The following is a 26,320-nucleotide window of genomic DNA, read 5'->3' on the forward strand; positions in this document are numbered from 1 at the left end:
CGACACCCCGCCAGCCCAGGAGCAGCCTGCTGCTCGTGGCGCGGCTGCATGTCGATCTGTGTCGCCGGGTCAGCGCGGCCTGTCGGCGCGGCTGAGCGAGGCCGCGCGAGCCCGCGGCTGAGCACCTCCCCCGTACCGCCCCCGTCCCCTCCTTTCACCCACGCCTCACCGGAGTGTGTCCGTGTCCGCGAACATACCTTCGGGTGATCGGTCTGCCGCCGCCGCGCAGAGCGACCGCCCGCAGTCCGCTCGCCCCCGTCTTCCCAAGATCCCGTTCTGGGCGCAGATCCTCGGTGGTCTCGTCCTCGGCGCCCTGCTCGGCTGGCTCGCCAGGGGCCAGGACATCTCCTGGCTCGGCACCACGCTGGAGAAGATCGGCGGGATCTTCGTCCAGCTCCTGAAGCTCGCCGTCGCGCCGCTCGTCTTCTTCGCGATCCTGGTGTCGATCACCAACCTGCGCAAGGTCAACAACGCGGCCAGGCTCGCCGTGCGCACCCTGCTCTGGTTCATGATCACCTCGCTCATCGCGGTGGCGATCGGCCTCGTCATCGGCCTCGTGACGAACCCCGGTTCGGGTACGGGCCTCACACCGGCCGACGGTGAGAAGCCGCAGCACACCGGCTCGTGGATCGACTTCCTCACGGGGATCGTCCCGACCGACATCATCACGCCGTTCTCGCAGCTCCAGGTTCTCCAGATCGTCTTCATGGCGGTCGTGGTGGGCATCGCGATCCTCAAGATCGGCGAGAAGGCCCAGCCGATCCTCACGCTCAGCGAGTCGGTGCTCGAACTGCTCCAGAAGGCGCTGTGGTGGGTCATCCGCCTCGCCCCGCTCGGCACGGTCGGCCTCATCGGCAACGCGATCAACTCGTACGGCTGGGACCTCATCAGCAAGTACGCGACCTTCACCGCCGACGTCTACGTGGGCTGCGCGCTCGTCCTCTTCGGGGTCTACCCGCTGCTCCTCTCGACCGTCGCGAAGGTCAACCCGCTCCAGTTCTTCAAGGGCGCCTGGCCGGCGATCCAGCTCGCCTTCGTCTCGCGCTCCTCGGTCGGCACGATGCCCGTGACGCAGCGCGTCACCGAGCGGCTCGGTGTCCCGAAGGAGTACACGAGCTTCGCCGTGCCCTTCGGCGCGACGACGAAGATGGACGGTTGCGCCGCCATCTACCCGTCGATCGCCGCGATCTTCGTCGCGCAGATCTTCGACATCCACCTCGGCGTGGGCGACTACCTGCTCATCGCCTTCGTCTCGGTCATCGGCTCCGCCGCGACCGCCGGTCTCACCGGCGCGACGGTCATGCTGACGCTGACCCTCTCCACCCTCGGCCTCCCGATGGAGGGCGTCGGCCTCCTCCTCGCGATCGACCCGATCCTCGACATGATGCGCACCGCGACCAACGTCGCCGGTCAGTCCGTCGTGCCGATCATCGTCGCCGCGCGCGAGAAGATCCTCGACCGCGTCGCCTACGACCACGCCCACGCCTCGCCCCTCGACGAGGAGCCCGTCTCCGCCCCGGTGGAGCAGGCCGCCGAGGACAAGCAGCCCGTCGGGGTCTGACGGCGTCACGGCGTCAGGACGTCAGGACGTCAGGACGTCACGGGGGTACGGGTGCGGGGCCGCGTTCGGCAAGGACGCGGCCCCGCACCCGTACCCCCTTTTCCCTGCCCCCTCGTGGGGTCGGCCGCCGCGTCGTCCCACGTAGGCTTGGGCGGTGGACGGTGCAGGGGAAGTGACCGTGAAGTGAGCGGGAAGGCCAAGGGGCGGGCACGGCGGAAGCCGCGCGCCGAGCGCGAGCGGGAGATGCTCGACGCCGGGGTACGGGTGATCGGGCGGCTCGGTTACCAGGCGGCCTCGATGGACGAGATCGCCGAGGCCGCCGGGGTCTCCAAACCCCTCGTGTACCTCTATCTCCACTCGAAAGAAGCGCTGTTCACCGCGTGCATCGAGCGCGAGGCGCGCACGCTGATCGCGGCGATCAGTGAGGCGGTCGGCCAACAGGACCCGTCGGACCGGCAGTTGTGGAGCGGCTTGCTCGCCTTCTTCCGGTACGCGGACGAACGGGCCGACGGCTGGCGCGTCCTGCACGTCCAGTCCCGTACTCACGGCGAGCCCTTCGCCCACCTCGCCGACACGATGCGCACCCGCGTCCTCGGCTTCGTGACGGTCCTCCTGACGCGCGCGGCCCGGGCGGCCGACGGTACGAGGGACCTCGGGGACCACGAAATCACCGGCCTCGCCCACGCCCTGGTCGGCGCCGCCGAGTCCCTGGCCACCCGCGCGGCCGACGACCCCGCCCTCACCCCGACCGCCTCGGCCCGCACCCTGATGGACTTCGCGTGGACGGGGCTCGGGGGGCTGGTGGCGGGGGAACGGTGGGCAGGGGACGGCGGCTGAAGCCGGTAGGCGTCGGGGACGGGGGTGGGGGTGGGGCGCGCGGAAGGCGGCGGAGCACGCGGAAGGGGGCGGGCCACGGGGCCGGGGTACGGGGGGGCGGCAGCACGGGCCCGGAAAAGCAGAGGCCCCGCCTCCGCCGCCGGGCAGAGACAGGGCCTCTTGATACTGCGTACTAGGTCCGGGACCGGGAATCCGGTCCACCGCTCGCGAATGGGCTCCGCGAGACCGGCGTCAGAGCGCGCTGACGTTCTCCGCCTGCGGGCCCTTGGGGCCCTGGGTGACGTCGAAGGTCACGGCCTGGTTCTCCTCAAGGGAGCGGAAGCCGTTGGCGTTGATCGCGGAGTAGTGGACGAAGACGTCGGGGCCGCCGCCCTCCTGGGCGATGAATCCGAAGCCCTTTTCGGCGTTGAACCACTTCACGGTTCCGGTAGCCATAAGCCCTCCTTGGGCCAAAGGGTTGCCCTGCTCCAGAACCTGCACGTGCGATAAACAAATGCATACCCTGAAAACGACGAGAGCCCGCGGTCACATGCTCCGCAGGCTCTGTACTGCAAGGGAAACCAAACTGCAACTTGCGGGCGAGCCTAGCATGGGGCCGCCCGAAAGCGATAGAGGGCAAGATCACTTCACCCGGATGTCTGAAACCGGGTGAAGGCATCTTGACATACGCGAAAACACAAGGTTCACCCGAGGTCGCGGCCCCACCCGATTCCTTCCCCCTTTAGAGGTCTAGTCTCGCGATGTGGACCATTCTGACTTCCCCGCGCGCCCCGGCACCGCCCGCCCCCGCGTCGGGCACATCCAGTTCCTCAACTGCCTCCCTCTCTACTGGGGCCTCGCCCGCACCGGCACCCTCCTCGACCTGGAGCTGACCAAGGACACGCCGGAGAAGCTGAGCGAGCAGCTCGTCGGCGGCTCGCTCGACATCGGCCCCATCACGCTCGTCGAGTTCCTCAAGGCGAGCGACGACCTCGTCGCGCTCCAGGACATCGCGGTGGGCTGCGACGGCCCCGTCATGTCCTGCGTCATCGTCTCGAAGGGCCCGCTGGAGGAGCTGGACGGCGCCCGCGTCGCGCTCGGCTCCACCTCCCGTACCTCCGTACGCCTCGCGCAACTCCTCCTCGCGGACCGCTACGGCGTCACGCCCGAGTACTACACGTGCCCGCCCGACCTCGGCCTGATGATGCAGGAGGCCGATGCCGCCGTCCTCATCGGCGACGCCGCGCTGCGCGCCAACCTCCACGACGGGCCCCGGCTCGGCCTCCAGGTCCACGACCTCGGTCAGATGTGGAAGGACTGGACGGGCCTCCCCTTCGTCTTCGCGGTCTTCGCCGCGCGCCGCGACTACCTGGAGCGGGAGCCCGAGGTCGTCGCCGAGGTGCACCGCGCCTTCCTGGAGTCGCGCGACCTGTCGCTCGTCGAGGTCACCAAGGTCGCCGAGCAGGCGGCGCGCTGGGAGAGCTTCGACGCGGAGATCCTGGAGCGCTACTTCCGCACCCTCGACTTCCGCTTCGCGGCCCCGCAACTCGGAGGAGTCCGCGAGTTCGCCCGCCGCGTCGGCCCGACGACGGGCTTCCCGGCAGACGTGCGGGTGGACGTGCGGGAGCCCTGAGGCGGGGGGCGGGGCACGGAGGCCCGGCGAACCGCGAGGGCTGGGAACGGCCTGGCGGGCCGGGCGGGGCGGGAGGCCCTGACGTGCTTGGCAGGCCGGTGGGGCGTGAGGCCCTGGCGTGCCCGGTGGGGCGCGAGGGGTCTGGCGGGGTGGGGTGATGTCGTGTGCCCTTGCGGGGCCTTGGATGCGGTGAGTGAGGCGGGCCCTGGTGGCCGAGGAAGGTGCGACGGCCGGATCTGTCGGCCGTCGGCGGTCGGTCCCGGGGTGTCTGCGCCGTACGTACGGTCGTGCGGTACTCGCTCCGCTTTCCCTATTTGCGGCTTGTCGTCATGAATGCGTTCACTCCTCCGGGTGCATTCCCTCGGTCGATACGCGGCGGGATAGGGCGGGCCGTTAGGGCGGGGATAGAGCGGAGGGTTAGCCCGGGGTGCTGGGCGATAGGTGTGGGCCCGATACGTGCGATACGCGTCCGATACGGCGGCGGGCGCGAGGGGAATGCCCGCTCTCTTTCGTGGCCCTTTCTGCCCGCGCTCGGGGCGGTGGGATGGGGTGGGTGGCGACCTCGTACGGCGTACGTTTCCGAATGGGGTCGAGGGCTGGGGAAAGGGGGAGCGGGGGAAGGGTGCGGCGAGGAATTGCGGGACGGAATTCGAAGGCCGCGCTCGGGGCGGGGCGGTGGGGGGTGGCGGCGCGTGCGCCTGTGCGTGGGGGAGGGGGCGGGTGGGGCATCGTGGCGCAGGCGGCAGGCGGCAGGCGGCAGGCGGCAGGCGGCAGGCGGCAGGCGGCAGGCGGCAGGCGGCAGGCGGCAGGCGGCAGGCTGGGGCGGTCACGTACGCGTACGGGCGTTCCGGCGCTCCGGCGCGCCCGTACGTCGCCGTGGCATCCCCGCCGCCCGCCTGGTGATGTCCTGCCACGGCCGCGTACGCCCGTCGGCCAGGGGAAGCGGAGGCGGTGTCCGTTCCCCCGCCGTACTCGCCAACTCTCCCCGAATCGCCGCGACATGCCTCACCCTGAACGGCGGCGGCTCGGCGTCGTCGCGGCCGGGGGCGGTGGCGCCATGCCGGGGCCCTCGCCTGGTCTGCCCCGCCTGCATGGGTCTGCCCGCTCACGTGGGCCGGGCAGGCATCCGCGCCAGGTCTCGCCCGTCCCCGACGCCGCACTCACCGGCCCCCACGGTTCCGTGAACGCGCGTCCGGCTCAGGGCAGACCCCCACCCACTCAGGGCAGACCCACCCACTCAGGGCAGACCCCCACCCACCCGGGGGGCGCCCCTGCAACCATTCTTTCGCGCCCGCACCCCCTCCCACCCCCACCACCCCACATCTGTGGATAACTTCGGGAAACTCATAAATCGCCTCACTCGACCGAGTGAGGCGATTTTTCCGTCCGCCGCACCGTCACGCGGTTTCCGCTACGGTTCCGCACAAGTCGGCGCCGGGTCGCTCGCGGCCCACCCGCCAGCCGTCGCTCTCCCGTGGGGCGGGGCGGGGCGGGGCGGGTGTTCAGTGCGGCACCGTGATCCGTACCGCCTCTCCGTCGCCCAGGTGCAGCAGGCCGCGCCCGGGGGTCACGGGACCGCCGGTCTCGGCGCGGGTGAGGCGGAGGCCGGCGAGGTCGCCCGCCGTGGTGGAGCGGGGGGAGAGGAGCAGTCCTCGGCGGGCTGTGCGGGCCTCGGTCTGCCAGCCGGAGAAGCCCGCGCAGATCTCCTCCTCGTCCCCGGCGAGGAGGAGGGCCCGGCCGTGGGTGCTGCCCTCGCGCAGGAGGCGGGTGAGGACGGGGGACGCGTCGCAGTCCCTCAGGTCCTCGGCGTCGTCCACGAGGACGGCGGTGGGGCCCTCGGCGCGGGTGAGGACCGCTTCGAGGTCGGCGGCCTTGAGGTCGGGGCCGGTGAAGAGCGCCTCGGCCCGCGCGGCGAGGTCGCGCAGTGGGGAGGGGCGGGGTGTGACGAGGACGAGGCGGGTGCCGGTGGCGAGGAGGGAGCGGGCGAGGGAACACAGGGCCGTGCTGCGTCCGGAGCGGGCGGGGCCGGCCACGACGAAGGCGGGTGGTGCGGTGGTGAGATCGGGGCCGAGCGCGGTGAGGGTGTCGCCGCCGACTCCGGCGAGGGCCCACAGCGGGCTCAGGTCCTGGGGACGCAGCTCCCAGGCATCGGCGAAGGGGATACGGGACGGCAGGGCGTCGAGCCGGAAGGGGCGGCGTGCGGCGGGAACAGCCTTGTCGCGCACGGTGGTCGCGGCGCCGATCGCTGTCAGTGCGGCCGCCTGCGCGCGGCCCTCGGGGGGTGCGTCGATGAGGGCGAACTGCGTCTCCGTACCCGACTCGGCGCGGAAGGCCCTGCCGGGCGGGATATGGGCGGGCAGGGAGCGGGGCGGGATGCCGATGAGGCTGTAGTCGGAGCGGTCGGCGAGCCGCAGCGCGTACTTCTCCTCGGTGAGCGAGGCCAGGCGGCCGAGGAGGAGTTGGCGGTCTCCGGTGAGGGCGAAGTGCAGGCCGGCGCTCGCGCCCTCGCGGAGCAGCGCCTGAAGCTGCTCGGTGAGTTCGCCGTGGTCGTGGGCACCGAGTGTGGGGAGCCAGCCTTCCCAGCGGTCGAGGAGGACGAGGAGGTGGGGGAGACGGTCGGGCGCGGCGGCCGTGGCACGTTGCTCGGTGATGCCCGCGTGGCCGAGGCGGGTGAAGAGGGCCTGTCGGCGGGTCAGTTCCTCCGTCAGTCGGGTGAGGAGGCGGGCGGCGCGGTCGGTCTCGTGGCGGGTCACGACGGCTCCGCAGTGGGGCAGCGAGGTGAGCGCCGCGAGGGCGCCGTCGCCGCAGTCGATTCCGTAGAGGTGGACGTCGGCGCAGGAGTGGCTGCGGGCGAGGGAGGCGGCGAGGGTGCGCAGGGCCTGGGAACGACCGGAGCGGGGCGAGCCCGCGATGAGGAGGTGGGTGAAGGTGTCGAGTGTCAGGGTGAGGTGGCGGCGGGACTGGGTGGCCGGGTGGTCCTCGATGCCGTACGGCGCCGGTCCGGGCGGGGAATCAGGCGCCGTGAGGGCGCCGAGGGGGATGCGGTCGGGGAGCGCGGGGAGCCAGGGGGCGTGCGGCGGCGGGATGGCGAGGGCGCAGCTCGCCTCGCGGATCGCGGTGACGAGCGCTTTCAGGTCGGTCGGGCCCTCGTGTTCCAGGGGCTTCGGCGGTGGCGGTACGGGGGTGGGAAGACCGAGGTCGTCCCAGGTCAGGGGGTGGGTCCACAGGGTGCGGGGTGCGATGGCGCGGGGGGTGGCGCCCGCGATGCGGGCGGTCTGGAAGGGAGTGAGGGAGGTGTGGCCGAGGCGGGCCAGGGCGCGCCCGGGTGTCGTCTTCGGGAGGTGGGCGGCCTCGGGTGAGTCGATGACGTCGCTGGACTCGCCGGGGTCGGTGACGCGGAGCGCGATCCGGAGGGTGGTGTTGGCGCGGATCTCGGGCGAGACGACCCCGGCCGGTCGCTGGGTCGCGAGGAGCAGGTGGATGCCGAGGCTGCGCCCGCGCTGGGCGAGGTCGACGAGGCCCGAGACGAAGTCGGGGAGTTCGCGGGCGAGCGAGGCGAACTCGTCGATGACGAGGAGGAGACGGGGCAGGGGCGGGCGGCGCTCGGTGGCGCGGACGCCGGGGGCGGCGGCGCTGGGCGCCCCGGCTCCGTACTCCTCGATGTCCTTCGCGCCCGCGGCGGCCAGGATGCCTTCTCTGCGGTGGAGTTCGGCGCGCAGGGAGACGAGGGCGCGTTCGGTGAGGTGGGTGTCCAGGTCGGTGACGGTGCCGACGGTGTGGGGGAGGTCGTCGCAGTCGCGGAAGGCGGCGCCGCCCTTGTAGTCGACGAGGACGAAGGTGAGGTGTTCGGGGGTGTTTCCGGCCGCGAGCGAGGCCACGAGGGTCTGGAGCAGTTCGGACTTGCCCGAGCCGGTCGTGCCTGCGACGAGCCCGTGCGGCCCGTCGCCGCACAGGTCGACGGCGAAGGGACCCTCGTACGACTCGCCGATGACGGCCGCGGTGGAGGGCGCGGTGGTGCGCCAACGGGCCTGTACGGCCGAGGAGGTGGGGGGATCGAGGGCGAGCAGGGGGAGGAGGCGTGACGTGGTGGGGAGGGCGGAGTCGGGGCTGCCGGGGCCCGGGTCGCGCAGTGGCGCCAGGGAGCGGGAGAGGCGTTCGCTCCAGGCGGTACGTACGAGGTCAGGGCGTACGGAATCGACCCGCGCGGACCCGGAGCGGCTCACGCGCAGGCGGTGGGGGCCGCGGGGGTCGGGGGCGACGAGGCCCTGGCACTCGGCGGGGAGGCCGGTCTCCTCGGTGTCGAGGCACAGCGCGTGGATGCCGACGGGCGGGCCCTCGCGCAGGAGCCGTACCGCGCCCGCGTACTCCCGCAGTCGCCGGGCGCCGTCCCAGACGACGACGAGGTCGGGAGCGGGGCGCTGGGCCGGACTTGGGTGTTCCTTGACGGCTTCGAGCCTGGCGTCGAGCAGCCGGGTGAGTTCCTTGACGCGGGCGGTGACGGTCTCGGGGCCGGTGCCGATGAGGGTGTGGGGTCCGGTGGGAACGAGGGGGCGCGCGTGGGGGAGGTGGCGGAGCCAGTCCCAGTCGGGGCGTGCGGCCGGCTCCGTCAGGACGAGGACACGGACGTCGAGGGGGCTGTGCAGGGCGGCGAGTTGGGCGACGGACCAGCGGGCGATTGCCCGGGCCCGTGGCCCCGCGACGCCGATGACGCCGAGTGCGGCGAGGGGGAGCGTGACGGGCACGTCGGTGAGCGCTTGCGGGGCGGCGCGTTCGTGCTCGTCCGTGGCCGGGTCGTCGACCACGACGGTGGAGGGCAGCGTGCCGGTGCCGAAGCGGAGGAGGAGGTGGTCGGGATCGGTGCGGCGGCGCTCCCACAGGCGGGCGCGGGGTCCGGTCGCGAGGCCGAGCACGGTGGCGGGGTCGGGGGAGGTACGGATTCGGGTCCGGCGTTCGGCCGCGAGGGCGTCCTGTGCGGCGGCCTCGATGCGGGCCTTGTGGGCCGCGTACTTCTTGAGGCGGACGGCGTGCGAGGTGCGGCCGTGGCGTTTGTCGAGGTAGTGGGTCGCGAGGAGGAGCAGGGGGCTGAGCGCGGCGAGGGCGAGGTAGTACCAGCGGCCGAAGACGGCGACGGAGACGAGCGCGCAGAGCAGTGGGGCCACCGCCATGAGCCAGGGGAGCGGGCGGGGCTCGTGCGGCGGGACGGGTGAGGGGAGGCGGAAGCGGTGCGTGGGAGCGGGCGGGTGCAGGCGGGGCGGTCGGTTGAGGGCGAGCGCCGAGCCGTCCTCGGTGGGGGTGAGGGAGGCATCGGGCGGGAGGTAACGGTCCACGACGAGGAGGGAGTTCGCGAGGGCGAGGTGGGAGCCGTGCGGCCAGGTCCCGGTTTCCGGCGCCGGGGCGCCGTCGATGTGGACGCCGGAGGCCGTCGTCTCGTAGGCGCACGTGCCGTCGGTCGCGACGCGCAGGGTGAGGGCGTGGGGCGGGAGGTCGGGGTCGGCGATGCGGGGGCGGGCGTGCGGCCCGGAGCCGAGTACGTACCGGCCTGCGATCAGGCGGTGCACGCCGCCCGCGTCGGGGCCGCCGGCGACCCGTACCTCCACGAGTCCCGTCGGCTCGCCTCCCGTGCACCCGCCGGGCCCGCCGAGACTGACCACGCAGCCGTCCCGCAGCGGCAGCCGGAGCGGCCGCCCCTCGACGAAGGCGGCGGCGTCGGGCGGCGAGCCGGTGTGCCGTGCGAGCGCGGCGACGACCTCGGCGGCACCGGCCCCGTCGTCCGCCACAAGGAGGACGTCCGCCGTACGGCCGAGGCGGGGGTCCACGACGGTGAGGGCGACCCGCATGGGTTCTCCTTCGGCGAGGGGGGACGGGGGAAGGGGACGGGGGTGGGGTGTGGAGGGATGGGAATGGGGACGGGGCGGGGCCGGAAGAGGAGGAGAAGCGGAGATCACCCGTTAGGGGAGGTGGGGCGCTTGACGTGGGGGGTGTACGTGCCCGCCCGGGCGCCCTCGTCCCCGGCGCCCACGGTGCCCGTGCCCACGACCTCTCCGGCGCCCTCCCCGCCCCTCGGCACCATCGGCCCCCGGCAACCCACGGCCCCGAGGCGCCCTCCCGCCCCCGCGCCCACGGCTCCCGCCCCCGCGCCCACGGCTCCCGCGCCCGCGCCCACGGCTCCCGCGCCCACGGCCCGGGCGCCCACGGCAACCGGCCCCCCGGCCCCCGCTCCCCTCACCTCCCCACCCCCCGCGCCAGCTCCGTGTCCAGGTCCTCGTAGGACTGGGCGGCCTGGGTGAGGAAGGCGCCCATGCCGTCGAGGCCCTGGATCGTCTCCTTGACGCCGCGCTTGAACTCCTTGAAGGAGTCCTCGAAGGCGACGCTGCTGCGGCGGGTCGTGTAGCCGTCGCGGACCAGTTGCTCGATGTAGCGCTCCAGGGCTTCGAGGTCCTCGTCGATCGTGGCCCTGGCGTCGGTGAGGCGGCCCGCGGCGCGGCGCATCTCGGCGTAGGTGAGTTCGGCGTCCTTGGCCATGAGGGCTCCCTTCGGCGGTGATGTCGGTGGTGGGGAGCGTAGGGGGAGGTGAGGCGGGGGCCCGTGGGGGTGACGGGGGTGGCGGGGGGCGGGCGCTCACTCCTTCGGGGGGAGTGAAGCGGAGGGGGTGATTCCGGTTGGGCGGGCGTGGAGATCGGGTGAACAGGCGAAGCGACTAGGACTGTTAGGGGGGTGTTCGGGTCGTTTTCGGTCAAGTGCGTGCGGTCCGGGGAGCCTTGAGTGGTCTCCGTGCCACTGGTACGGTGCGGGGGCTTGACATGGCCCGTGAGAGACGGACCGGCGGGGGATTCGCACGCGACAACGTGACGTGCGCGCGCCGGGGTCCGGGGCCGCGAGCGAGTCACGGAACGTACCGATGCCTGCCGAAGCGCGCGGGCGTCGGCGGGGATACGGGGAGCACGCGCGTGAAGGTCCAGGAGAGGGTGTCGGGCCGTGCGTCCACGCCCGCCCAGCAGCCCACCGCTGGTGAACGGCTGCCCAGCCCGCCCCGTGAGCGCAAGCCCGCGCTCGCCGCGCTCGCTGTCCTCCTGATCCTCGCCGGTGCCCTCGCCGCGACGCTCCTCGTCATGAACGCCGGGGACCGTGTCTCCGTCGTACGGACCACGCAGGAGATCCCGGCCGGTGGTGCGCTCTCCCGGAGCAACACCACCGATGTCCTCGTCGCCAAGGACGAGTCCATCCACTACCTGCGCTGGGACCAGATCGACCTGGCGAAGGACAAGTACAAGCTGAAGGCCGCTCTGCCCAAGGGTGCGCCCGTCGTGGGCGAGATGCTGATCGGCAAGGACAAGTCGGTGGTGGAGGAGGGCAAGGCGCTCGTCGGGCTCGCCCTCAAGGAGGGCCAGTACCCGGGCGGCCTCAAGCCCGGTGACACCGTCGCTGTCTACCACGTCGGCAAGGACGCGGGCGCTCCCTCGGGGGAGTCCGGCTCCTCGGCGGGCGACCGCACCCTGTTGAGCGCCGCCGCCGACGTGAAGGACTTGGGCGGCAGCTCCAAGGGGGGTGAGGCCCTGTCCACCGGGGACCTCACCCTCACCGTCTCGGTCCCGGCGAGCGAGGCCCAGGCACTCGCCCAGGCGTCCTCCGTGGGCGAGGTCGCCGTCGTTCTCGTGCCCGGCCGCTCCCGCGACTGAGCCGGTTCACCAGGAGGTACGAGACATGGCGCTCATCGCACTCGCCGCGGACAAGGGCTCACCCGGGGTCACCACCGCGGCCGTCGCCCTCGCGGCGATCTGGCCCCGGCGTGTCCTGCTCGCCGAGACCGACCCCGCGGGGGGCGACCTCGTCTACCGCAGCGCCGCCGCGCACGGGGGCCAGCTCGACCCGAACCTCGGGCTGCTGTCGATCGCGGCGACCGCCCGTCGCGGGCTCGCCCCGGACCAGCTGTGGGACCACGCCCAGGCGCTCGCCGGGGGACTCGACGTACTCGTCGGACTCGGCGGCTCGGAACAGGCCGCCGGGCTCAGCGGTACGTGGCCGCTCCTCGGCCGCGCCTTCGCCCAGCTCCAGGACTCGCCGCACGCCCCCGCCGACGTCATCGCCGACTGCGGCCGCGTCAACGGCGACAGCCCCGTGCTCGACCTGCTCCCGCACGCGGCGCTCGTCCTCCTCCTCGCCCGCACCACACCCGAGTCCCTCGCCCGTGTCCGCGACCGTGCGAGCCACCTCGCCCGGCACCTGCACGGCGAGCGGCGCGGCGCGGCGCAGCTCGGCACCCCGCTCATCGGCGTCGTCCTCGTGGCGGAGAGCGGCGGCGCGGGCAAGCTCGTCCACCAGGTCGACGAGATGCTTCACGCCACGCAGTCGGGGGCGCGTGTCGTCGGCACCCTCGCCGAGGACGCGTCCGGCGCCGAACAGCTCGCCGGGCGCCGCAGGGGGCGCCTCGACAAGTCGCTCCTCGTGCGGTCCGCGCGGAAGGTCTCGGCGGACATCCAGCAGCGGTACGGGAGCCTGTGGGCCGCCGCGCCCGGCCCCGCGTCGGGCGCCCCCGGCACCCCGACCGCCCCCGGCACCCCGACCGCCCCCGGCGCCCCGACCGCCCCCGGCGCCCCGACCGCCCCCGGCGCCCCCGGCCAAGCCGCTCCCGGCCAAGCCGCCCCCGGCCAGGGCCCCGCCCCCTTCACGCCCGGCGCCCCCGCCCCCGTACCGCAGCAGGCCCCCGGACCGCAGCCCGCGCCCGGGACCCGGCCGGGTCCCGCTCCCGCGCGGGGCGGCTCCGCGCCCGGAGCCCCCCGGTGAGCGGGGTCGATCACCAGCTCGTCAAGCGGTTCCGGCAGGAGGCCGGGGACCGGATCGCCGAGCAGCGGCGTCAGGACCAGGCCGACGGCGTCGCGGCGATGTCCGGCGAGGATGAGCGGCAGTACGCGCGCGCCGTCATCGCGCAAATACTGGAGGACCACGCCCGCGGCGAGATCAACGCCGGCCGCACCCCCTTCGACGCCGAGACCGAGGAGGGGTACGCCTCCGCCGTGCACGCGGCACTCTTCGGTGTCGGGCGGCTCCAGCCCCTCCTGGACGACCCCGAGGTCGAGAACATCGACATCAACGGGCACGACCAGGTCTTCATCGGCTACGCGGACGGCCACGAGGTCATGGGCGAGCCCGTCGCGGAGAACGACGAGGAACTCATCGAGCTGATCCAGGTGCTCGGCGCCTACTCCGGGCTCTCCTCGCGCCCCTTCGACTCGGCGAACCCCCAGCTCGACCTGCGGCTCCCGGACGGCTCCAGGCTCTCCGCCGTCATGGACGTCACGCGCCGCCCCGCGCTCTCCATCCGCCGCGCCCGCATGGGCAAGGTCTTCATGTCCGACCTCGTCGGCAACGGCACCCTCACCCCGGAGATCGGCCACTTCCTCGCCTGCGCCGTGCGTGCCCGCAAGAACATCATGATCGCCGGGGCGACCAACGCGGGCAAGACGACGCTGCTGCGCGCGCTCGCCAACGAGATACCCCCGCCCGAACGCCTCATCACGGTCGAGCGCGCACTCGAACTCGGCCTCGACGCCTTCCCCGAACTCCACCCGAACGTCGTCGCGTTCGAGGAAAGGCTCCCCAACTCCGAGGGCCAGGGCGCTATCACGATGGCGGAACTCGTCCGCCGCTCGCTGCGCATGAACCCCTCGCGCGTCATCGTGGGTGAGGTGCTCGGCGACGAGATCGTCACGATGCTCAACGCGATGTCGCAGGGCAATGACGGCTCGCTCTCCACGATCCACGCCAACAGCTCGGCCGAGGTCTTCAACCGCGTGTCCACGTACGCGCTCCAGGCCGCCGAGCACCTGCCCGTCGAAGCGAGCCAGATGCTCGTCGCGGGCGCCATCAACTTCGTCGTCTTCATCGAGCGCCGCAACACCTTCCACCTCGGCGGCGGCCTCCAGCGCCTCGTCACTTCCATCCGCGAGGTCAACGGTGTCGACGGCCGCGTCCTGTCCAGCGAGATCTTCACCGAGGCCCCCGACGGCCGCGTCGTCCCGCACGCGCCCGTCTCCTGCCTCGAAGACCTCGTCGCGCAGGGGTATCGGGGGGCTTGGGGATGAACCACGACGTCACGGCCACGCACCACGGCGTCAGTGCCGTGCACCACGGCGTCAGCGCCGTGCAGCACGGCGTCACGGCAATGAGCGACGACCTCGCCGGCATGGGCCGGGGACAGTCGTCCGGTGGGCACCAACTCGCCGCCGGGCTCGACGCGTTCGGCGACTTCGGCGGGCTGCTCTCGCCGAGCGTCCTCGGCGCGCTCGGGGCCGGGCTGCTCGCGGGCGGCGGCTGCGCGCTGCTCGTCGTCGCGCTGTACGGGCTCCCCGCGAAGCCCGAAGGGGCGGGGAGCGCGGGCGGTAAGAAGCGCGGTGCCGAACTCGCGCGGCTGCTCAGCCGCCGCGCCTCGGCCGCCGTGCTCGTCGGCGTCCTCGTACTCGTCGCGACCGGGTGGGTCATCGCGGGGCTCGGCGCCGGAATCCTCGTCCTCGCCTGGGACCGCCTCTTCGGCGGCGCCCGCGAGGAACGCACCCAGATGCGACGCGTCGAAGCCCTCGCCGCGTGGACGGAGTCCCTGCGCGACACGATCGCGGGCGCCGTGGGGCTCGAACAGGCCATCCCCGCCTCCGCGCGCGCCGCCGCGCCCGCGCTGCGCCCCCACCTCGAAGCGCTCGTCGACCGGCTCCGCGCCCGCACCCCGCTCCCGGACGCGCTCCAGTTCCTCGCCGACGAGATCGACGACGCCTCCGCCGACATCATCGTCGCCGCGCTCATCCTCAACGCCCGCCTGCGCGGCCCCGGCCTCCGCCACGTGCTGGGCGCCCTCGCGAAGTCCGCGCGCGAAGAGGTCGACATGCGCCAGCGCGTCATGTCGCAGCGGGCTTCCACCCGCCGCAGTGTGCAGATCGTGGTGGCGGTCTCCGTGCTCTTCGTCCTCGGACTCGCCATCTTCAACAAGGACTTCGTCTCGCCGTACAACTCGCCCGTCGGGCAGGTCGTGCTCGCCGGGGTCTGCGGGCTCTTCGCCCTCGGCTTCTGGTGGATGCGCAAGCTCTCCACCATCGAGACCCCCGAGCGTTTCCTCGTACGGGACACCCAGACCCAGGCCGCACGCCCCGACCTGAGCGCACCGCGCCCGGGCGGGGGCAGGACGGCGCCGCGCCGCGGCGGCGAGCACGAGGGGACGGTGCGCCGGTGAGCACCCAGTGGATCGGGCCCCTCGTCGCGGGCGCCGTCGTAGGACTCGGCCTGTACGTGCTCGTACGGGCCCTGCTGCCCGGGGCGCGCAGCCCGCTCCAGACCGTGGCCCGCGTCGACGCGCTGCGGGCCAGGGGCGCGTACGAACCCCCCGTGCACCGGGGCGGCACGCACGAGGAGGACGACGGCAGGTTCGCCTCCGCGCGCGCCTCGCTCGGCCTCAGGCTCGCCGCCTTCTACCGGCAGCAGGGCTGGGAACTGCGCTCGCTGCGCGCCGACCTCGCGGTGCTGGACCGGAGCTGGGAGAGGTTCCTCGCGACGAAGGTGCTGCTCGGGGTCGCCGGGCTCGTCTTCGGGCCCGCGGTCTTCGCGATCGTCGCCGTGCTCGGTATCGGGCGCAGCCCGCTCATCCCCGTGTGGCTCGCGCTCCTGTGCGGCATCCTCTTCTTCTTCCTGCCCGATCTGGAGATCCGCCGCGACGCGCAGGACAAGCGCCGTGACCTGCGGCGCGTCATCGGCGCCTACCTCGACCTCGTCGCGATGAGCCTCGCGGGCGGGCGCGGGCTGCCCGAGGCGCTGCTCGCGGCCGCCGAGGTGAGCGACGGCTGGGCCTCGCGCCGCATCCGCGACGCCCTCCAGGACGCGCGCATCACGGGGCACACGCAGTGGTACGCGCTCGGGCGCCTCGGTGACGAACTCGGCATCGAGGAACTCAAGGAACTCTCCTCCTCGTTGGCGCTCGTCGCCGACGACGGCGCGAAGGTGAGGGACTCCCTCGCCTCGCGCGCCGAGACGATGCGGCACCGCGAACTCGCCGAGATCGAGGGCAGCGCGGGCGAGAAGTCGCAGTCCATGCTCATCGCCCAGCTCCTGCTCTGCGCGGGATTCCTGGTCTTCCTGATCTTCCCCGCGGCGATGCGGGTGTTCCAGATGTGAGCGCCCGCCGCCGCGCGCGGAGGGGGCGGGGACGTCCCGGGCCCGTCCGCGCGCGAGTCCACCGGACCGAACGACCTCAGTACCGACCGGAGAGGACCCGGACACCATGAACGAACACGACGCACAGAGCCCCACCGAGAGCTTCTACGCACGGCGCCTCGTCGGCTCCGCGCACCCCGCCGTCGCCTTCCTCGCGGCCTTCCTCCAGACCCGCTACCGCCGCGCCACGTCCGGCGAACTCGACCGGGGCGCTTCGGCGGTGGAGTGGGTCATCATCTCGGCCGTCGTCGTCGCGATCGTCGGCGTCGTCGCCGCGATCCTCAACGCGGCGCTCAAGGGCGGTGCGGACAAGGTCGGCAAGTGCATCGAAGGGGCGAGCGCCGACAAGACCTGCTGAGCGAAGGGGTGTTCGGGCGTACGGGCGAGGGGGCGGACGTGGGGCGGGGGCGCGGGGTGCTGCGGAGGTGTCGCGGGGACGCCTCCGGCTCCGGCGTGTCCCCGGGCGGTGCGCGCCCCGGCGCGAGCGGCCGCGGTGCCGACTCCGGCATGACCGCCATCGAGTTCGTCGTCCTCACCCCGATCCTGTTCTTCATGATCTTCGCGACGGTGCAGTTCGCGCTGTACTTCTTCGCCGACCATGTCGCGCAGGCGGCGGCGCAGGCCGGGGCGCGCAAGGCGCGCGCGACGGCCGACGAGCACCCGGGCGAGTGGCGGGGCGCGGCGCGCGGGGTCGCGAACACGTACATCGAGCAGCTCGGTCCGACCCTCGTCCTGCGCCCCGACGTGAAGCTCGTCGCGCCGCGCGCGCACACGGTCGGCGTCGTGATCACCGCGCGCGTGCCCTCCGTCTTCCCCGGGCTCGACCTCACCGTGCACGCGCAGTCGGTGGGGCCCGTGGAGCGGTTCGTGCGGGAGGGGGAGGAGTGAGGCGCACGGTCCGGGGGGTGTGGTCCCTCGTGGAGCGCGGCCGGGGGGTCGCTCTCGTGGAGCGGGTCCGTGCGGTCGCTCTCGCGGAGCGCCGTCGCGGGGTCGCCCTCGGCGCGGACGACCGGGGGATCTCCACCGTCGAGGTCGTGATCCTCGCGCCCGTGATGATCCTCTTCATCCTTGTGCTCGTCGCGATGGGCCAGCTCGTCGACGGGCGCGGCGCGGTGGACGGCGCGGCGCGGGACGCCGCGCGGTCGGGCTCGCTCCAGTGGGAGGCCGGTACGGCGATGGCGGAGGCGCGGCGCGCGGCGGAGGCGGACCTGAGCGACGTGTGCGCGGGGCCCGTCGAGGTGCGCAAGACGAGCACGGGCTTCGAGAACGCCGACTTCTTCTCGGTGGAGGTGAGTTGCCAGGTGCGGGGACTCGCGATGCTCGGGCTGGACGTACCGAAGACCCTGACGGGGAAGGCCACATCGCCGCTCGATCCGTACAAGCGGAAGGCGGGGTGACCGTGCGCCTCAAGGCCCTTGTGCGGGAGCGGTGTGCGGCCGTGGCCGAGGATCGTGGCTCGGGCGCGGGAGCCGTGATCCTCTTCGCGCTCGTCTTCCTCTCGCTCGCCGCCTTCGTCGTGGACGGCGGTCTCTCGATCTCGCAGCGCGAGCGCGCGGCGGACCTCGCGGAGCAGGCGGCGCGGTACGCGGCCCAGGACATCGACCGCGAGGCCCTGTACGGGAACGAGGGCGAGGCGCCGATCAACGCGGGCAACTGCCCCGCGAGAGTCGCCGCGTTCGTGGCGGAGAGCGGCATGTCGGGCGCGGACGCGGCCGCTTCGGGATGCCTGGAGGCGGACGCGGAGCACGTGGAGGTGCGCATCCAGCTCACGTACCGGCCGGTCTTCACGGGCATCTTCTACGGGGGCTCGATCCACGTCTCGGGCACCGCCGTCGCCGAGAACGAGGTGGGCTGAGGTGGCGGAGGACTGCCCGGGATGCGGGGCGGGGACCGCCCCGGTGGGCACAGGGGAGACGGTGCTCGGCCCGGGGACGTCGGGCTTCGACGCGTGGACGGACGGCCTGGAAGGCGTGGTCGTCGCGGGCCTCGTCGCCGCCGCCGGCTGGTGGGGCGCGGGGAAGTGGGACCTGGCGTGGCTGAAGGCGGCGGGTGCGGCCGGGTGCGTGCTGGTGCTGGCGGGCGTCGTGGCGCTCGTACGGTCCGCACTGCGGGGAGCGGAGCGGGTACGGGCCGGGGCCTCGCGGGCCCGGGCGGCCGCGGAGGGCGCCCGGTGGTGCGGGCCGTGCGGGAAGGTCTACGTCCCCGGGAACGAAGCGCCGCTGAGCGCCGCGCAGTTCCGGCACCTGGTGTGGACGGCGGGGGGCTACGGGGACCTGCTCGACGCGGAGGCGAAGGCGGCCCCGCCGCCATGAGGCGCGGCGCCCGCCGTACGGGCCGGGCCGGGCCACCGGCCCGTATGCGCGGGGAGTCGACCGGGTGAACCGCGCCCAGGGGACCGCAAGCCGCGCACGCCGTACCCCCGCACGCCGTAGCCCGCGCACGCCGTACCCCCGCATGCCGTAGCCCCCGCACGCCGTAGCCCGCGCGCCGCACTCCGCGGCCCCTCGCTCCCGGCGGCGCTCCCGCCCCGCGCCTCACCCCTCCAGTTCCCCCAACACCTCGACCAGCCATGCCCGTTCCTCCGTCCCCGTCGCGCGTGCGATCCGCAGCATTCCGCGTCGGAAGGGGTCCTTCGCCGTTTCGGCGGTGACCGGTTCGCCGTCGCGGTAGAAGAAGCTCGACGGGGTCTCCAGGAAGGCCAGGCGGCGGCGGAGTACCGCTGCCTGGGTGGCGGGGTCGGGGAGGTGGCGGAGGAAGGCCAGGAGTGTGAAGAAGCGCTGGCCGTCGGTGATGTCCGCGTCCTTCGGGGCGCTCAGGCGCCTGAGCAGGGCGGCGCGGCCCTCCTCGGTCAGGGAGAGCACGCGGCGCTGGGCCCCGCCGTTGCCGGGTTCGGTGTGCTGGGCGATGAGGCCCGCCGTGACAAGGCGGGTGATCGCGGGGTAGAGCGCGCCGTCGCTCACCGGCCTGACGTGGCCGTGCAGCGCGTGGATGCGCGCCTTCAACTCGTAGCCGTGCAGGGGCTCTTCGTAGAGGAATCCCAGGATCGGCAGCTCCAGCACGCCCGCTCCCCTCGTGTCTTGCCCGTCTCTTGCCGGGCGCGGACCGTCATGCTATCTCTTTTCGCGGTACCTCTATTCGAGGTGCCACGAAAAGAGGGGGAAGTATGGGGGAGCATCGACGGCGGTTACTCGCGCTCGCCGGCCCGGTGTACGCCGAGCTGCTCGCCGGGGTCGCGGCGGGGATCATCAACACCGTGTGGGTCGCGCGGCTCGGCGGGGACGCCGTCGCGGCCGTCGCGGTCGCCACGAACGTCGAGAACGTGTTGCTCGGCGTCGTCCTCGTGGCCGGTTCCGGCACGACCGTGCTGCTCGCGCGGGCGCGGGGCGCGGGTGACGCGGAGGCGATGCGCGGGGCGGTGCGCGGCGGCTGGGTGCTGTGGGCGCTCGTCACGCCGCTCGTGGCGATCGGCGGCTACGCGGGCAGGGCGCCGCTCGCCGCGCTCGTGCTCGGCGGCGGGGCCGACCCGGGCGCGCTCGCGCTCACCCGCGCGTACTTCGCGCTCGCGCTGCCGGGCATCGCGGTGCTCTTCGCGAGCAACGTCGTGGGCGGCGTCCTCAAGGGGCTCGGCGACACGCGGACCCCGATGCGGCTCTCGCTGCTCGCGAACGGCCTCATTCTCGCCCTCGACCCCCTCCTCGTCCTCGCCCTGCACCTCGGCGTGCGCGGCGCGGCCCTGTCCACCGTGCTGGGCCGCTCGGTCGCTCTGCTGTGCGGTCTGGTCCTGTTGCGGCGCCGACTCCCGCGCGGGAAGGGCTGGTTGGCGGGTGGCGGGCTCGTCGCGGACGCGCGCGGCGTCGCCGCGACGGGCCTGCCCATGTCGGCCGACTTCGTGATCCGCATGGCCGGCACGCTCGCGCTCGTCGGCGTCGTCGCCCGTATCGGCGTGGCCGAGGTCGCCGCGTACGGGATCGCGACGAAGGCGCTGTACGTGGCGACCATGTCCTTCTACGCGGTGCGCCAGGCCACCGCCATCCACACCGCTCACCTCATCGGCGCGGGGCGCGAGGAGCGGGCTGCGGTGGGACGCGAGGCGCTGCGGCTCTCCGGCGGGATCGCCGTGCTCGCCTCCGCCTTCCTCCTCGCCGCCGGGCCCTGGATCGTGGGCGGGCTCGGCGCCGGGGGCGCCGTGGCCGTCGCAGGGACGCTCTATCTGCGGTGCGTGGGGCCGTACTTGCTGCTGCTCGCCTGCTACATCGCGCTGGGCGGGGTCTTCGAGGGCAGCGGGCGCGCCGCCGTGCTCGTACGGCTCACGGCGTACGGGCAGGTGCTTCAACTCGCCCTCGCGTACGCCCTGTCCGGGTACGGGCTGCCCGGCGTCTGCCTCGCGATGGCCCTGGCGACCGCGCTCCCCTGTGCGGCCGCCGCCAGGCTGCACCGCGGGCTTGACCCCGCTGTCACAAGGCCCTCTTGAGGCTCGGGCGTCCCGCTTCTAGGCTGCGTGATCGTCGGTCCCGGCGCGCTCCCCGCGCCCACCGGAGCGACGCCCGCGCCACCCGTACCGCCGCGCCACCCGTACCACTGCCCCACCCGCGCCACCCGTACCACCGCACCACCTGCACGCCCCGCGCTTCACGCCACAGAGGGAGTTGCACGTGATCAGACGTCCCGCGGTCGCCCTGGCCGCCGCCTCCGCCGTAGTCGCAGGACTCGCACTCGCCGGGCCCGCCGTCGCCTCGTCACCCCGCCACGGAGCCCCGCACCCCGGCGCCCCGCTCGGCGGCGTCACCCACGCCGAGAACGACCGCGTGCCCGCCGGGTCCGCCTGGACCCAGTCGTACTTCCCCTCGTCCGACCGCTCCGGCACCCAGCTCCACGCCGACGTGCTCCTCCCCGAAGGCATCAAGAAGGGCCAGAAGGTCCCCGTCATCCTCTCCGTCGGGCCCTACTTCGGGCACTCGGGACAGACCGACGACGAGGGCTTCACGCACACCGGGCCCTCCGCCCGCTTCAACGACTTCATCGAGGGCAGCGACCTCTTCGCGCAGGGCTACGCCTTCGTCATGGTCGACCTGCGCGGCTTCGGCGGCTCCACCGGCTGCCTCGACTGGGGCGGCCCGGGCGAGCAGGCCGACGTCAAGGCCGCCGTGGACTGGGCGGGCAAGCAGTCCTGGTCCACCGGCAAGGTCGGCATGTACGGGAAGTCCTACGACGCCGTCACCGGGCTCATCGGCAACGACCTCGACCAGAAGCCGCTCAAGGCCGTCGTCGCGCAGGAACCCGTGTGGGACCTCTACCAGTACATCTACTCCAACGGCGTCCCCCGGCCCAACGTGACAGGCACCGCGAACGCCTACAACTCCATCGCCACGCTGCCCCAGTTGGCCGACGACGACCCGCACTACCTCGCCAACGCCACGTACGAGGAGCAGCACCCCGAGTGCCTCACCCGGAACGCCGACGGCTACAAGATCGCTGACCAGAAGTCCGCGCACTGGAAGGCGCGCGACCTCGCCGCCAAGGCCAAGGGCACTGACACACCCCTCTTCGTCACCCAGGGTTTCGTCGAGAACAACACCAAACCCGAGGAGATGCAGGAGTACTTGGACAACCACCACGGCCCCGAGCGCGGCTGGCTCGGGCAGTGGGACCACGTGCGCGGTGGCGACCGCGTGGGTGACGGGCGCCTCGCGATGGGGCGTGAGGGCTGGTACGCGGAGACCCTCTCCTTCTATGACCAGTACCTCAAGGGCAAGCGCCCGAAGGTGAGTTACCCCGCCTTCGCGATCGAGGACTCGACCGGCGCCTGGCGCGCCGAGCGCACCTGGCCCACCACGTCCCGTACCACCACCGTGCGGCTCGGCGACGGCGCGTACGTCGACGACGGCGGCGCTTCCGCCGGTGCGGGCCTCGCACCGAGTCCCCAATCCGCCCCGAAGAGCGGCGACTTCGACATGGAGCACGCGCCCGCGCTCGATCCGGCGGCCCCGCAGGGGCTCGCGAAGGGGCTCGCGAAGATCCAGGAGGCGGGCGCCACCACGTCGAGCTACTTCACGTGGTCGCGGCCGCTCGCCCGTGACACCCGGCTCACCGGGACGCCGAACGTCTCCTTCAAGGCGAAGGGCTCGGGCAACGTGATGCTCAAGCTCTACGACGTGGGCCCGGACGGCAAGGCCGTCATGTTCGACGAGCAGGTGTCCCTCGTGAAGAGCGGGCGCGTCTCCGTCGATCTCAAGGCGACGGACTGGACGCTTGGGGCGGGGCACGTGCTCGGGGTCGAGATCGGTTCGATCCAGAGCGGCTCGTGGCGGGACACACCGAGCGGCGAGACCATCGCCGTCTCGGACGCGCGGCTCGCGCTGGCGCTGGACGACCCGGCCCGGGACGTGGCCACGGCGGGGGCGCGCTCGCCGTTCCTCGACAGCTACCTGCGGCAGTACACGGTGCCGCTCGCCGCGGGCGAAGGGAGCTTCACGCTGCCGCGCGCCTGAGCGAGCGCGAGCGGAACCCGGTACGGGCCCGCCTTCCCCGGTCAGCGGTACGGGCCCGCCTTCCCCGGTCGGCGGGGGCGGGCCCGTACCGCTTCGCTCACCTCGCCAGCCGTTCCCCGTCCCCCATCGCGATCACCGGGCGCAGCTCGGGCCGCAGCTCCTTGAGGAGCGCCACCAGGTCCGCGCGGGCCAGGCTCACGCAGCCGTGCGTGGGGCCTCCGTGATCGACGTGGAGCCAGATGCCGCCGCCCCGGGACTCGCCCAGGGGCCGGGTGCGGTCGAGGGGGCTCACACCGGCGACACGGTTGTAGTCGATAGCGAGGACGTGGTCGAACGCGGTCGTCAGGGACTCGCCCGTGAAGCCCGTGCCGTCCTCGGCGAAGTCGTCGGACCTGTCGTACGGGAGGCGCGTGCCCGGGTTCGGCAGGCGGCCGCCCGCGTCACCGATGCGGTAGACGCCCGCGGGGGAGCGCAGGTCGCCCGCACGGTGGTCGTCCGTCCAGCCGCGCAGCGCGTTGCGCGCCGGGCGCGCGCGGCCGGGAAGCCAGCCCCCGGCCTTCGTACGGGTGTAGAGGCGGGCCGTGCCGCGGTTCGCGTCCGGGCCCGCGCCCGTCACGACGAGGACCTGCCGCGCGTGCGCCGGGACCCGGGCCAGGGTCTTCGGGCCCAGCCCGGGGATGCGGAGCGGGCTGCCGTCCGGCGCACGGTCCGCCCTCGCGGGCGAGGCGCCCGGTGACGTGCCCGGCGCGGGGCTCGCGGCCGGCCTCGCCCAGCCCCGTAGCGCCTCGGGCCCCGCGGCCCCGTGCCCCTGCGCGCCCGCACCCGCCGCCGCGTCCGGCCCCGTCCCCGCGCTCGGGCCCGCGAGGAGTCCCGGGCCCGTTCCCGCCCCTGGTATCTCGTCCGCGCCGGGCAGTGTCAGCCCCGCGACCCCGACCGCGAGCGTGCCCGCCAGGGCGGTGGCGAGGGAGAGGGCGCGGCGGGGGCCGCGGCGTGCGCGGCGGGCCGGCCGCGGTGCCACGCGGGGGGCCGGCTGCGGTGCTTCGCGGTGGGGCTCGTTCATGACGATCAGTCTTGACCGATTCATGTCGGTACGTCGCCTCTTCCGCGTCCATGCGGGCGCGGGACGAGGGCGGGTCTGGCCGGAAGCGACTGTTAGCCTTGCCTTACTTCGTACAGCAAGGGATCAGCGCAGTGAGGCACGAGCCGTGAGCGGCGGCCCCCGGGAGGATCACCCGGAGCCGGCCACCGAGTCCGCCTACGCGCGCCGCCTGCGCGCCAAGGCCGCGGACATCCAGGCCGCCCGCGCCGCGAGCGGCACGACGACCGCCGCGCTCGTCGACGACCCCCGCGCCCTGCCCGCGCCCGAGACCCCCGCCGAGGCGAAGGCCCGCCTGCGCCCCGCGCGCGCCCGCTCGACGCTCGCGCTCGGCCTCCTCCTCTGCTTCCTCCTCCTCGTCGCCGCCGTCCTCGCGAGCCTCTTCATCGGCTCCGGCCACGACGTGTCGGGCGGCGACGTCTTCCACGCGCTCTTCGACGCCGACCTCGGAGACAAGGGGCAGCTCGTCGTCCGCGAGGTCCGCGTCCCCCGCACCGCCGCCGGTGTACTCGCCGGGATCGCGCTCGGGCTCGCGGGCTGCGTCATGCAGGGCGTCGCGCGCAACCCGATCGCCGATCCGGGACTCCTCGGCATCAACGCAGGTTCGGGTGTCGCCGTCGTCGCGGCGATCAGCCTCCTCGGCTTCGCCTCGCCCTCGCAGTACATCTGGTTCGGCTTCCTCGGCGCGCTCCTCGCGGCGCTGCTCGTGTACGGGATCGGCTCGCTCGGCCGCGAGGGCGCGACACCCGTCAAACTCGCCCTCGCCGGCACCGCGACCCAAGCCGTCCTCGTCGCCCTGACCAGCGCGATCCTCCTCAGGGACCGCGGCAGCTACGACCAGTACCGCTTCTGGCAGGTCGGTTCGCTCACCGGGCGCGAGGGCGCGGACCTGTGGCAGGCGCTGCCGTTCATCGCCGTCGGCGCGGTGCTCGCGCTCGCGCTCGGGCCCGCGCTCAACGCGCTCTCGCTCGGCGACGACCTCGCGCGCGGCCTCGGCCAGAAGGTCGGCCGCATCCGCGCCGGGTCCGCGCTCGTCGTCGTGCTCCTGTGCGGAGCGGCGACCGCGATCGTCGGGCCCCTCGCCTTCGTCGGCCTCGCCGTGCCGCACGCCGCCCGTCTCGTCACGGGCCCCGACTACCGCTGGATTCTCCCGTACTCCGCCGTGCTCGCCCCCGTGCTCCTGCTCCTCGCGGACATCGTCGGGCGGCTCGTCGCCCGCCCCGGCGAGGTGCAGGTCGGGGTCATCACGGCGGCGATCGGCTGCGTGCCGTTCATCATCCTGGTCCGGCGCAGGAAGCTGGTGGAACTGTGAGGACGCCGCCCGCCTCCGTACGCACCGGCCCCGGCTCCGTACGCACCGGCCCCGGCTCCGTACGCACCGACCCCGATCCCGCGCGCCTCGCCGCGGCGCGCAAGGCCGTCGCGGGCGTACGGCGCAGGGGGCGGGCCCGCGCGCTGTGGACGGGGGGCGTGCTCGCCGTCCTCGTCTTCGCGCTCCTGTGCCTCTCGCTGTGCGTCGGGGACTACGTGCTGCCGCTCGGCGACGTGCTCGGCGCGCTCTTCGGCGGCGGGGACGCGGGCGCCCACTTCGTCGTCGTCGAGCTGCGGCTGCCGCGCGCGCTCCTCGCGCTGCTCGTCGGCGCCGCCTTCGGCATGGCGGGCGGCGTCTTCCAGACCGTCCTGCGCAACCCGCTCGCGAGTCCCGACGTCATCGGCATCAGCGGCGGCGCCTCGGCCGCCGCCGTGCTCGGCTCGCTCGTGTTCTCGCTCAGCGGCCTCGCGCTCTCCGGCGCCGCGCTCGTCGGCGCGCTCGCCGCCGGGACGCTCATCTACGCGCTCTCGTGGCGCGGCGGCGTCGTCGGGGCGCGGTTCGTGCTCATCGGGATCGGGGTCGGTACGGGGCTGCTGAGCGTCATCTCGTACCTCATGACGACCGCCGACGTGAGCGAGGCGCAGGAGGCGTTCCTGTGGATGACCGGGAGCCTCAACGGGCGCTCCTGGTCGCAGTTCTGGCCGCTCCTGTGGCTCCTCGTCGTGCTCGTCCCGCTCACGCTCGGCGCCGCGCGCTCGCTGCCCGCGCTCTCGCTCGGCGACGACACCGCCGCCGGGCTCGGCTCGCGCGTCGGGCGGCAGCGGCTCGCGCTCCTCGCCTGCGGGACCGTCCTCGCCGGCGCGGCGACGGCGGCCGCCGGGCCCGTCGCCTTCGTCGCCTTCGTGGCCGCGCCCGTCGCGCGGATGCTGCTCCCTGGGCGCGGTGCCGTGCTGCCGCACGCGGCGCTGACCGGCGCGCTCCTCGTCCTGCTCGCCGACTTCGCCGCGCAGCACGCGCTCCCCGGCACCCAGTTCCCCGTCGGGATCGTGACGAGCCTGGTGGGCGCGCCGTACCTGCTGTGGCTGCTGGCGCGCGCGAACCGGGTGGGGAGGGGCGGGTGAGTACGTACCGCCGCCGGGACCGTACGGGCGCGTCCGGCCCTGTACCCGTCCCTGTCCCCGTCCCCGCCCCCGTCCCCGTCATCGCTCGACCGTCCCTGTCCTTG

22 protein-coding genes are annotated in these 26,320 nt (G+C 73.9%); 17 read left to right on the plus strand and 5 right to left on the minus strand.

The genetic code is table 11. The features are described 5' to 3' along the window. The first annotated feature begins 268 nt into the window (after positions 1–268). On the plus strand, positions 269–1,561 hold the full coding sequence (locus tag ACQYWQ_RS18030) for a dicarboxylate/amino acid:cation symporter (RefSeq protein WP_431039240.1): 1,293 nt from the start codon (positions 269–271) through the stop codon (positions 1,559–1,561). A gap of 183 nt (positions 1,562–1,744) precedes the next feature. Then, positions 1,745–2,398, plus strand: coding sequence for a TetR/AcrR family transcriptional regulator (locus ACQYWQ_RS18035; protein WP_431035838.1), 654 nt, complete (start codon positions 1,745–1,747; stop codon positions 2,396–2,398). Positions 2,399–2,629: 231 nt separating this feature from the next. Here ACQYWQ_RS18035 and ACQYWQ_RS18040 read toward each other — a convergent pair whose 3' ends face one another. Next, entirely contained in the window at positions 2,630–2,833 is a 204-nt protein-coding gene (locus ACQYWQ_RS18040) for a cold-shock protein (protein WP_008746266.1), read from the minus strand. Between the two features lie 307 nt (positions 2,834–3,140). On the opposite strand from ACQYWQ_RS18040, the gene ACQYWQ_RS18045 reads away from it, so the two are divergent. After that, a complete protein-coding gene (locus ACQYWQ_RS18045; RefSeq protein ID WP_431035839.1) occupies positions 3,141–4,010 on the plus strand; it encodes a menaquinone biosynthetic enzyme MqnA/MqnD family protein in 870 nt (289 codons plus the stop codon). A 1,502-nt stretch (positions 4,011–5,512) separates the two neighbouring features. Here the strand turns inward: ACQYWQ_RS18045 and ACQYWQ_RS18050 are convergent. Together ACQYWQ_RS18050 and ACQYWQ_RS18055 are read right to left on the minus strand one after the other, a co-directional pair. After that, positions 5,513–9,847 carry an FtsK/SpoIIIE domain-containing protein gene (locus ACQYWQ_RS18050; protein ID WP_431035841.1) on the minus strand — a complete coding sequence of 1,445 codons (4,335 nt, stop codon included), beginning with the start codon at positions 9,845–9,847 and terminating at the stop codon, positions 5,513–5,515. A 385-nt stretch (positions 9,848–10,232) separates the two neighbouring features. After that, positions 10,233–10,532: a WXG100 family type VII secretion target gene (locus ACQYWQ_RS18055; RefSeq protein WP_431035842.1), complete on the minus strand. Its 300-nt coding sequence runs from the start codon at positions 10,530–10,532 to the stop codon at positions 10,233–10,235. A gap of 425 nt (positions 10,533–10,957) precedes the next feature. Here ACQYWQ_RS18055 and ACQYWQ_RS18060 point away from each other — a divergent pair, with 425 nt between their 5' ends. The 10 genes from ACQYWQ_RS18060 to ACQYWQ_RS18105 all read left to right on the plus strand — a co-directional run bounded on the left by ACQYWQ_RS18060 (position 10,958) and on the right by ACQYWQ_RS18105 (position 18,511). Next, on the plus strand, positions 10,958–11,686 hold the full coding sequence (locus tag ACQYWQ_RS18060) for a hypothetical protein (RefSeq protein ID WP_431035843.1): 729 nt from the start codon (positions 10,958–10,960) through the stop codon (positions 11,684–11,686). A 25-nt stretch (positions 11,687–11,711) separates the two neighbouring features. Continuing rightward, positions 11,712–12,791: a hypothetical protein gene (locus ACQYWQ_RS18065; RefSeq protein ID WP_431035845.1), complete on the plus strand. Its 1,080-nt coding sequence runs from the start codon at positions 11,712–11,714 to the stop codon at positions 12,789–12,791. Next, a complete protein-coding gene (locus tag ACQYWQ_RS18070; RefSeq protein WP_431035846.1) occupies positions 12,788–14,089 on the plus strand; it encodes a CpaF family protein in 1,302 nt (433 codons plus the stop codon). The genes ACQYWQ_RS18065 and ACQYWQ_RS18070 overlap by 4 nt, the downstream gene beginning before the upstream one ends. A 101-nt stretch (positions 14,090–14,190) precedes the next feature. Next, positions 14,191–15,225, plus strand: coding sequence for a type II secretion system F family protein (locus tag ACQYWQ_RS18075; protein WP_431039241.1), 1,035 nt, complete (start codon positions 14,191–14,193; stop codon positions 15,223–15,225). Further along, positions 15,222–16,160 carry a type II secretion system F family protein gene (locus tag ACQYWQ_RS18080; RefSeq protein ID WP_431035847.1) on the plus strand — a complete coding sequence of 313 codons (939 nt, stop codon included), beginning with the start codon at positions 15,222–15,224 and terminating at the stop codon, positions 16,158–16,160. The genes ACQYWQ_RS18075 and ACQYWQ_RS18080 overlap by 4 nt, the downstream gene beginning before the upstream one ends. A gap of 106 nt (positions 16,161–16,266) precedes the next feature. Continuing rightward, positions 16,267–16,557 carry a hypothetical protein gene (locus ACQYWQ_RS18085; protein WP_431035848.1) on the plus strand — a complete coding sequence of 97 codons (291 nt, stop codon included), beginning with the start codon at positions 16,267–16,269 and terminating at the stop codon, positions 16,555–16,557. Positions 16,558–16,595: 38 nt separating this feature from the next. Further along, on the plus strand, positions 16,596–17,087 hold the full coding sequence (locus ACQYWQ_RS18090) for a TadE family protein (protein WP_431039242.1): 492 nt from the start codon (positions 16,596–16,598) through the stop codon (positions 17,085–17,087). Positions 17,088–17,143: 56 nt separating this feature from the next. Then, complete coding sequence (locus ACQYWQ_RS18095) at positions 17,144–17,596, plus strand: TadE family protein (RefSeq protein WP_431039243.1); 453 nt, start codon at positions 17,144–17,146, stop codon at positions 17,594–17,596. 41 nt (positions 17,597–17,637) lie between these two features. Beyond that, complete coding sequence (locus ACQYWQ_RS18100; protein WP_431035850.1) at positions 17,638–18,054, plus strand: pilus assembly protein TadG-related protein; 417 nt, start codon at positions 17,638–17,640, stop codon at positions 18,052–18,054. A 43-nt stretch (positions 18,055–18,097) separates the two neighbouring features. Next, complete coding sequence (locus tag ACQYWQ_RS18105) at positions 18,098–18,511, plus strand: hypothetical protein (RefSeq protein WP_431035851.1); 414 nt, start codon at positions 18,098–18,100, stop codon at positions 18,509–18,511. 222 nt (positions 18,512–18,733) lie between these two features. On the opposite strand, the gene ACQYWQ_RS18110 is transcribed toward ACQYWQ_RS18105, so the two are convergent. Then, positions 18,734–19,258: a PadR family transcriptional regulator gene (locus ACQYWQ_RS18110; protein ID WP_431035852.1), complete on the minus strand. Its 525-nt coding sequence runs from the start codon at positions 19,256–19,258 to the stop codon at positions 18,734–18,736. A gap of 104 nt (positions 19,259–19,362) precedes the next feature. Here ACQYWQ_RS18110 and ACQYWQ_RS18115 point away from each other — a divergent pair, with 104 nt between their 5' ends. Both ACQYWQ_RS18115 and ACQYWQ_RS18120 read left to right on the plus strand, forming a co-directional pair. Then, positions 19,363–20,670, plus strand: a complete 1,308-nt coding sequence (locus ACQYWQ_RS18115; RefSeq protein ID WP_431035853.1) for an MATE family efflux transporter — start codon at positions 19,363–19,365, stop codon at positions 20,668–20,670. 181 nt (positions 20,671–20,851) lie between these two features. Further along, on the plus strand, positions 20,852–22,687 hold the full coding sequence (locus ACQYWQ_RS18120) for a CocE/NonD family hydrolase (protein ID WP_431035854.1): 1,836 nt from the start codon (positions 20,852–20,854) through the stop codon (positions 22,685–22,687). A gap of 97 nt (positions 22,688–22,784) precedes the next feature. Here the strand turns inward: ACQYWQ_RS18120 and ACQYWQ_RS18125 are convergent, their stop codons facing one another. Beyond that, entirely contained in the window at positions 22,785–23,747 is a 963-nt protein-coding gene (locus ACQYWQ_RS18125; protein ID WP_431035856.1) for a L,D-transpeptidase family protein, read from the minus strand. 292 nt (positions 23,748–24,039) lie between these two features. Here ACQYWQ_RS18125 and ACQYWQ_RS18130 point away from each other — a divergent pair, with 292 nt between their 5' ends. Further along, positions 24,040–25,095, plus strand: a complete 1,056-nt coding sequence (locus ACQYWQ_RS18130; RefSeq protein ID WP_431039244.1) for a FecCD family ABC transporter permease — start codon at positions 24,040–24,042, stop codon at positions 25,093–25,095. Beyond that, positions 25,092–26,216, plus strand: coding sequence for a FecCD family ABC transporter permease (locus ACQYWQ_RS18135; protein WP_431035857.1), 1,125 nt, complete (start codon positions 25,092–25,094; stop codon positions 26,214–26,216). The genes ACQYWQ_RS18130 and ACQYWQ_RS18135 overlap by 4 nt, the downstream gene beginning before the upstream one ends. The last annotated feature ends 104 nt before the right edge of the window (positions 26,217–26,320 follow it).

The sequence above is a fragment of the Streptomyces sp. P6-2-1 genome (assembly GCF_050613165.1).
In the GTDB taxonomy this organism is placed as follows: Bacteria; Actinomycetota; Actinomycetes; order Streptomycetales; family Streptomycetaceae; genus Streptomyces.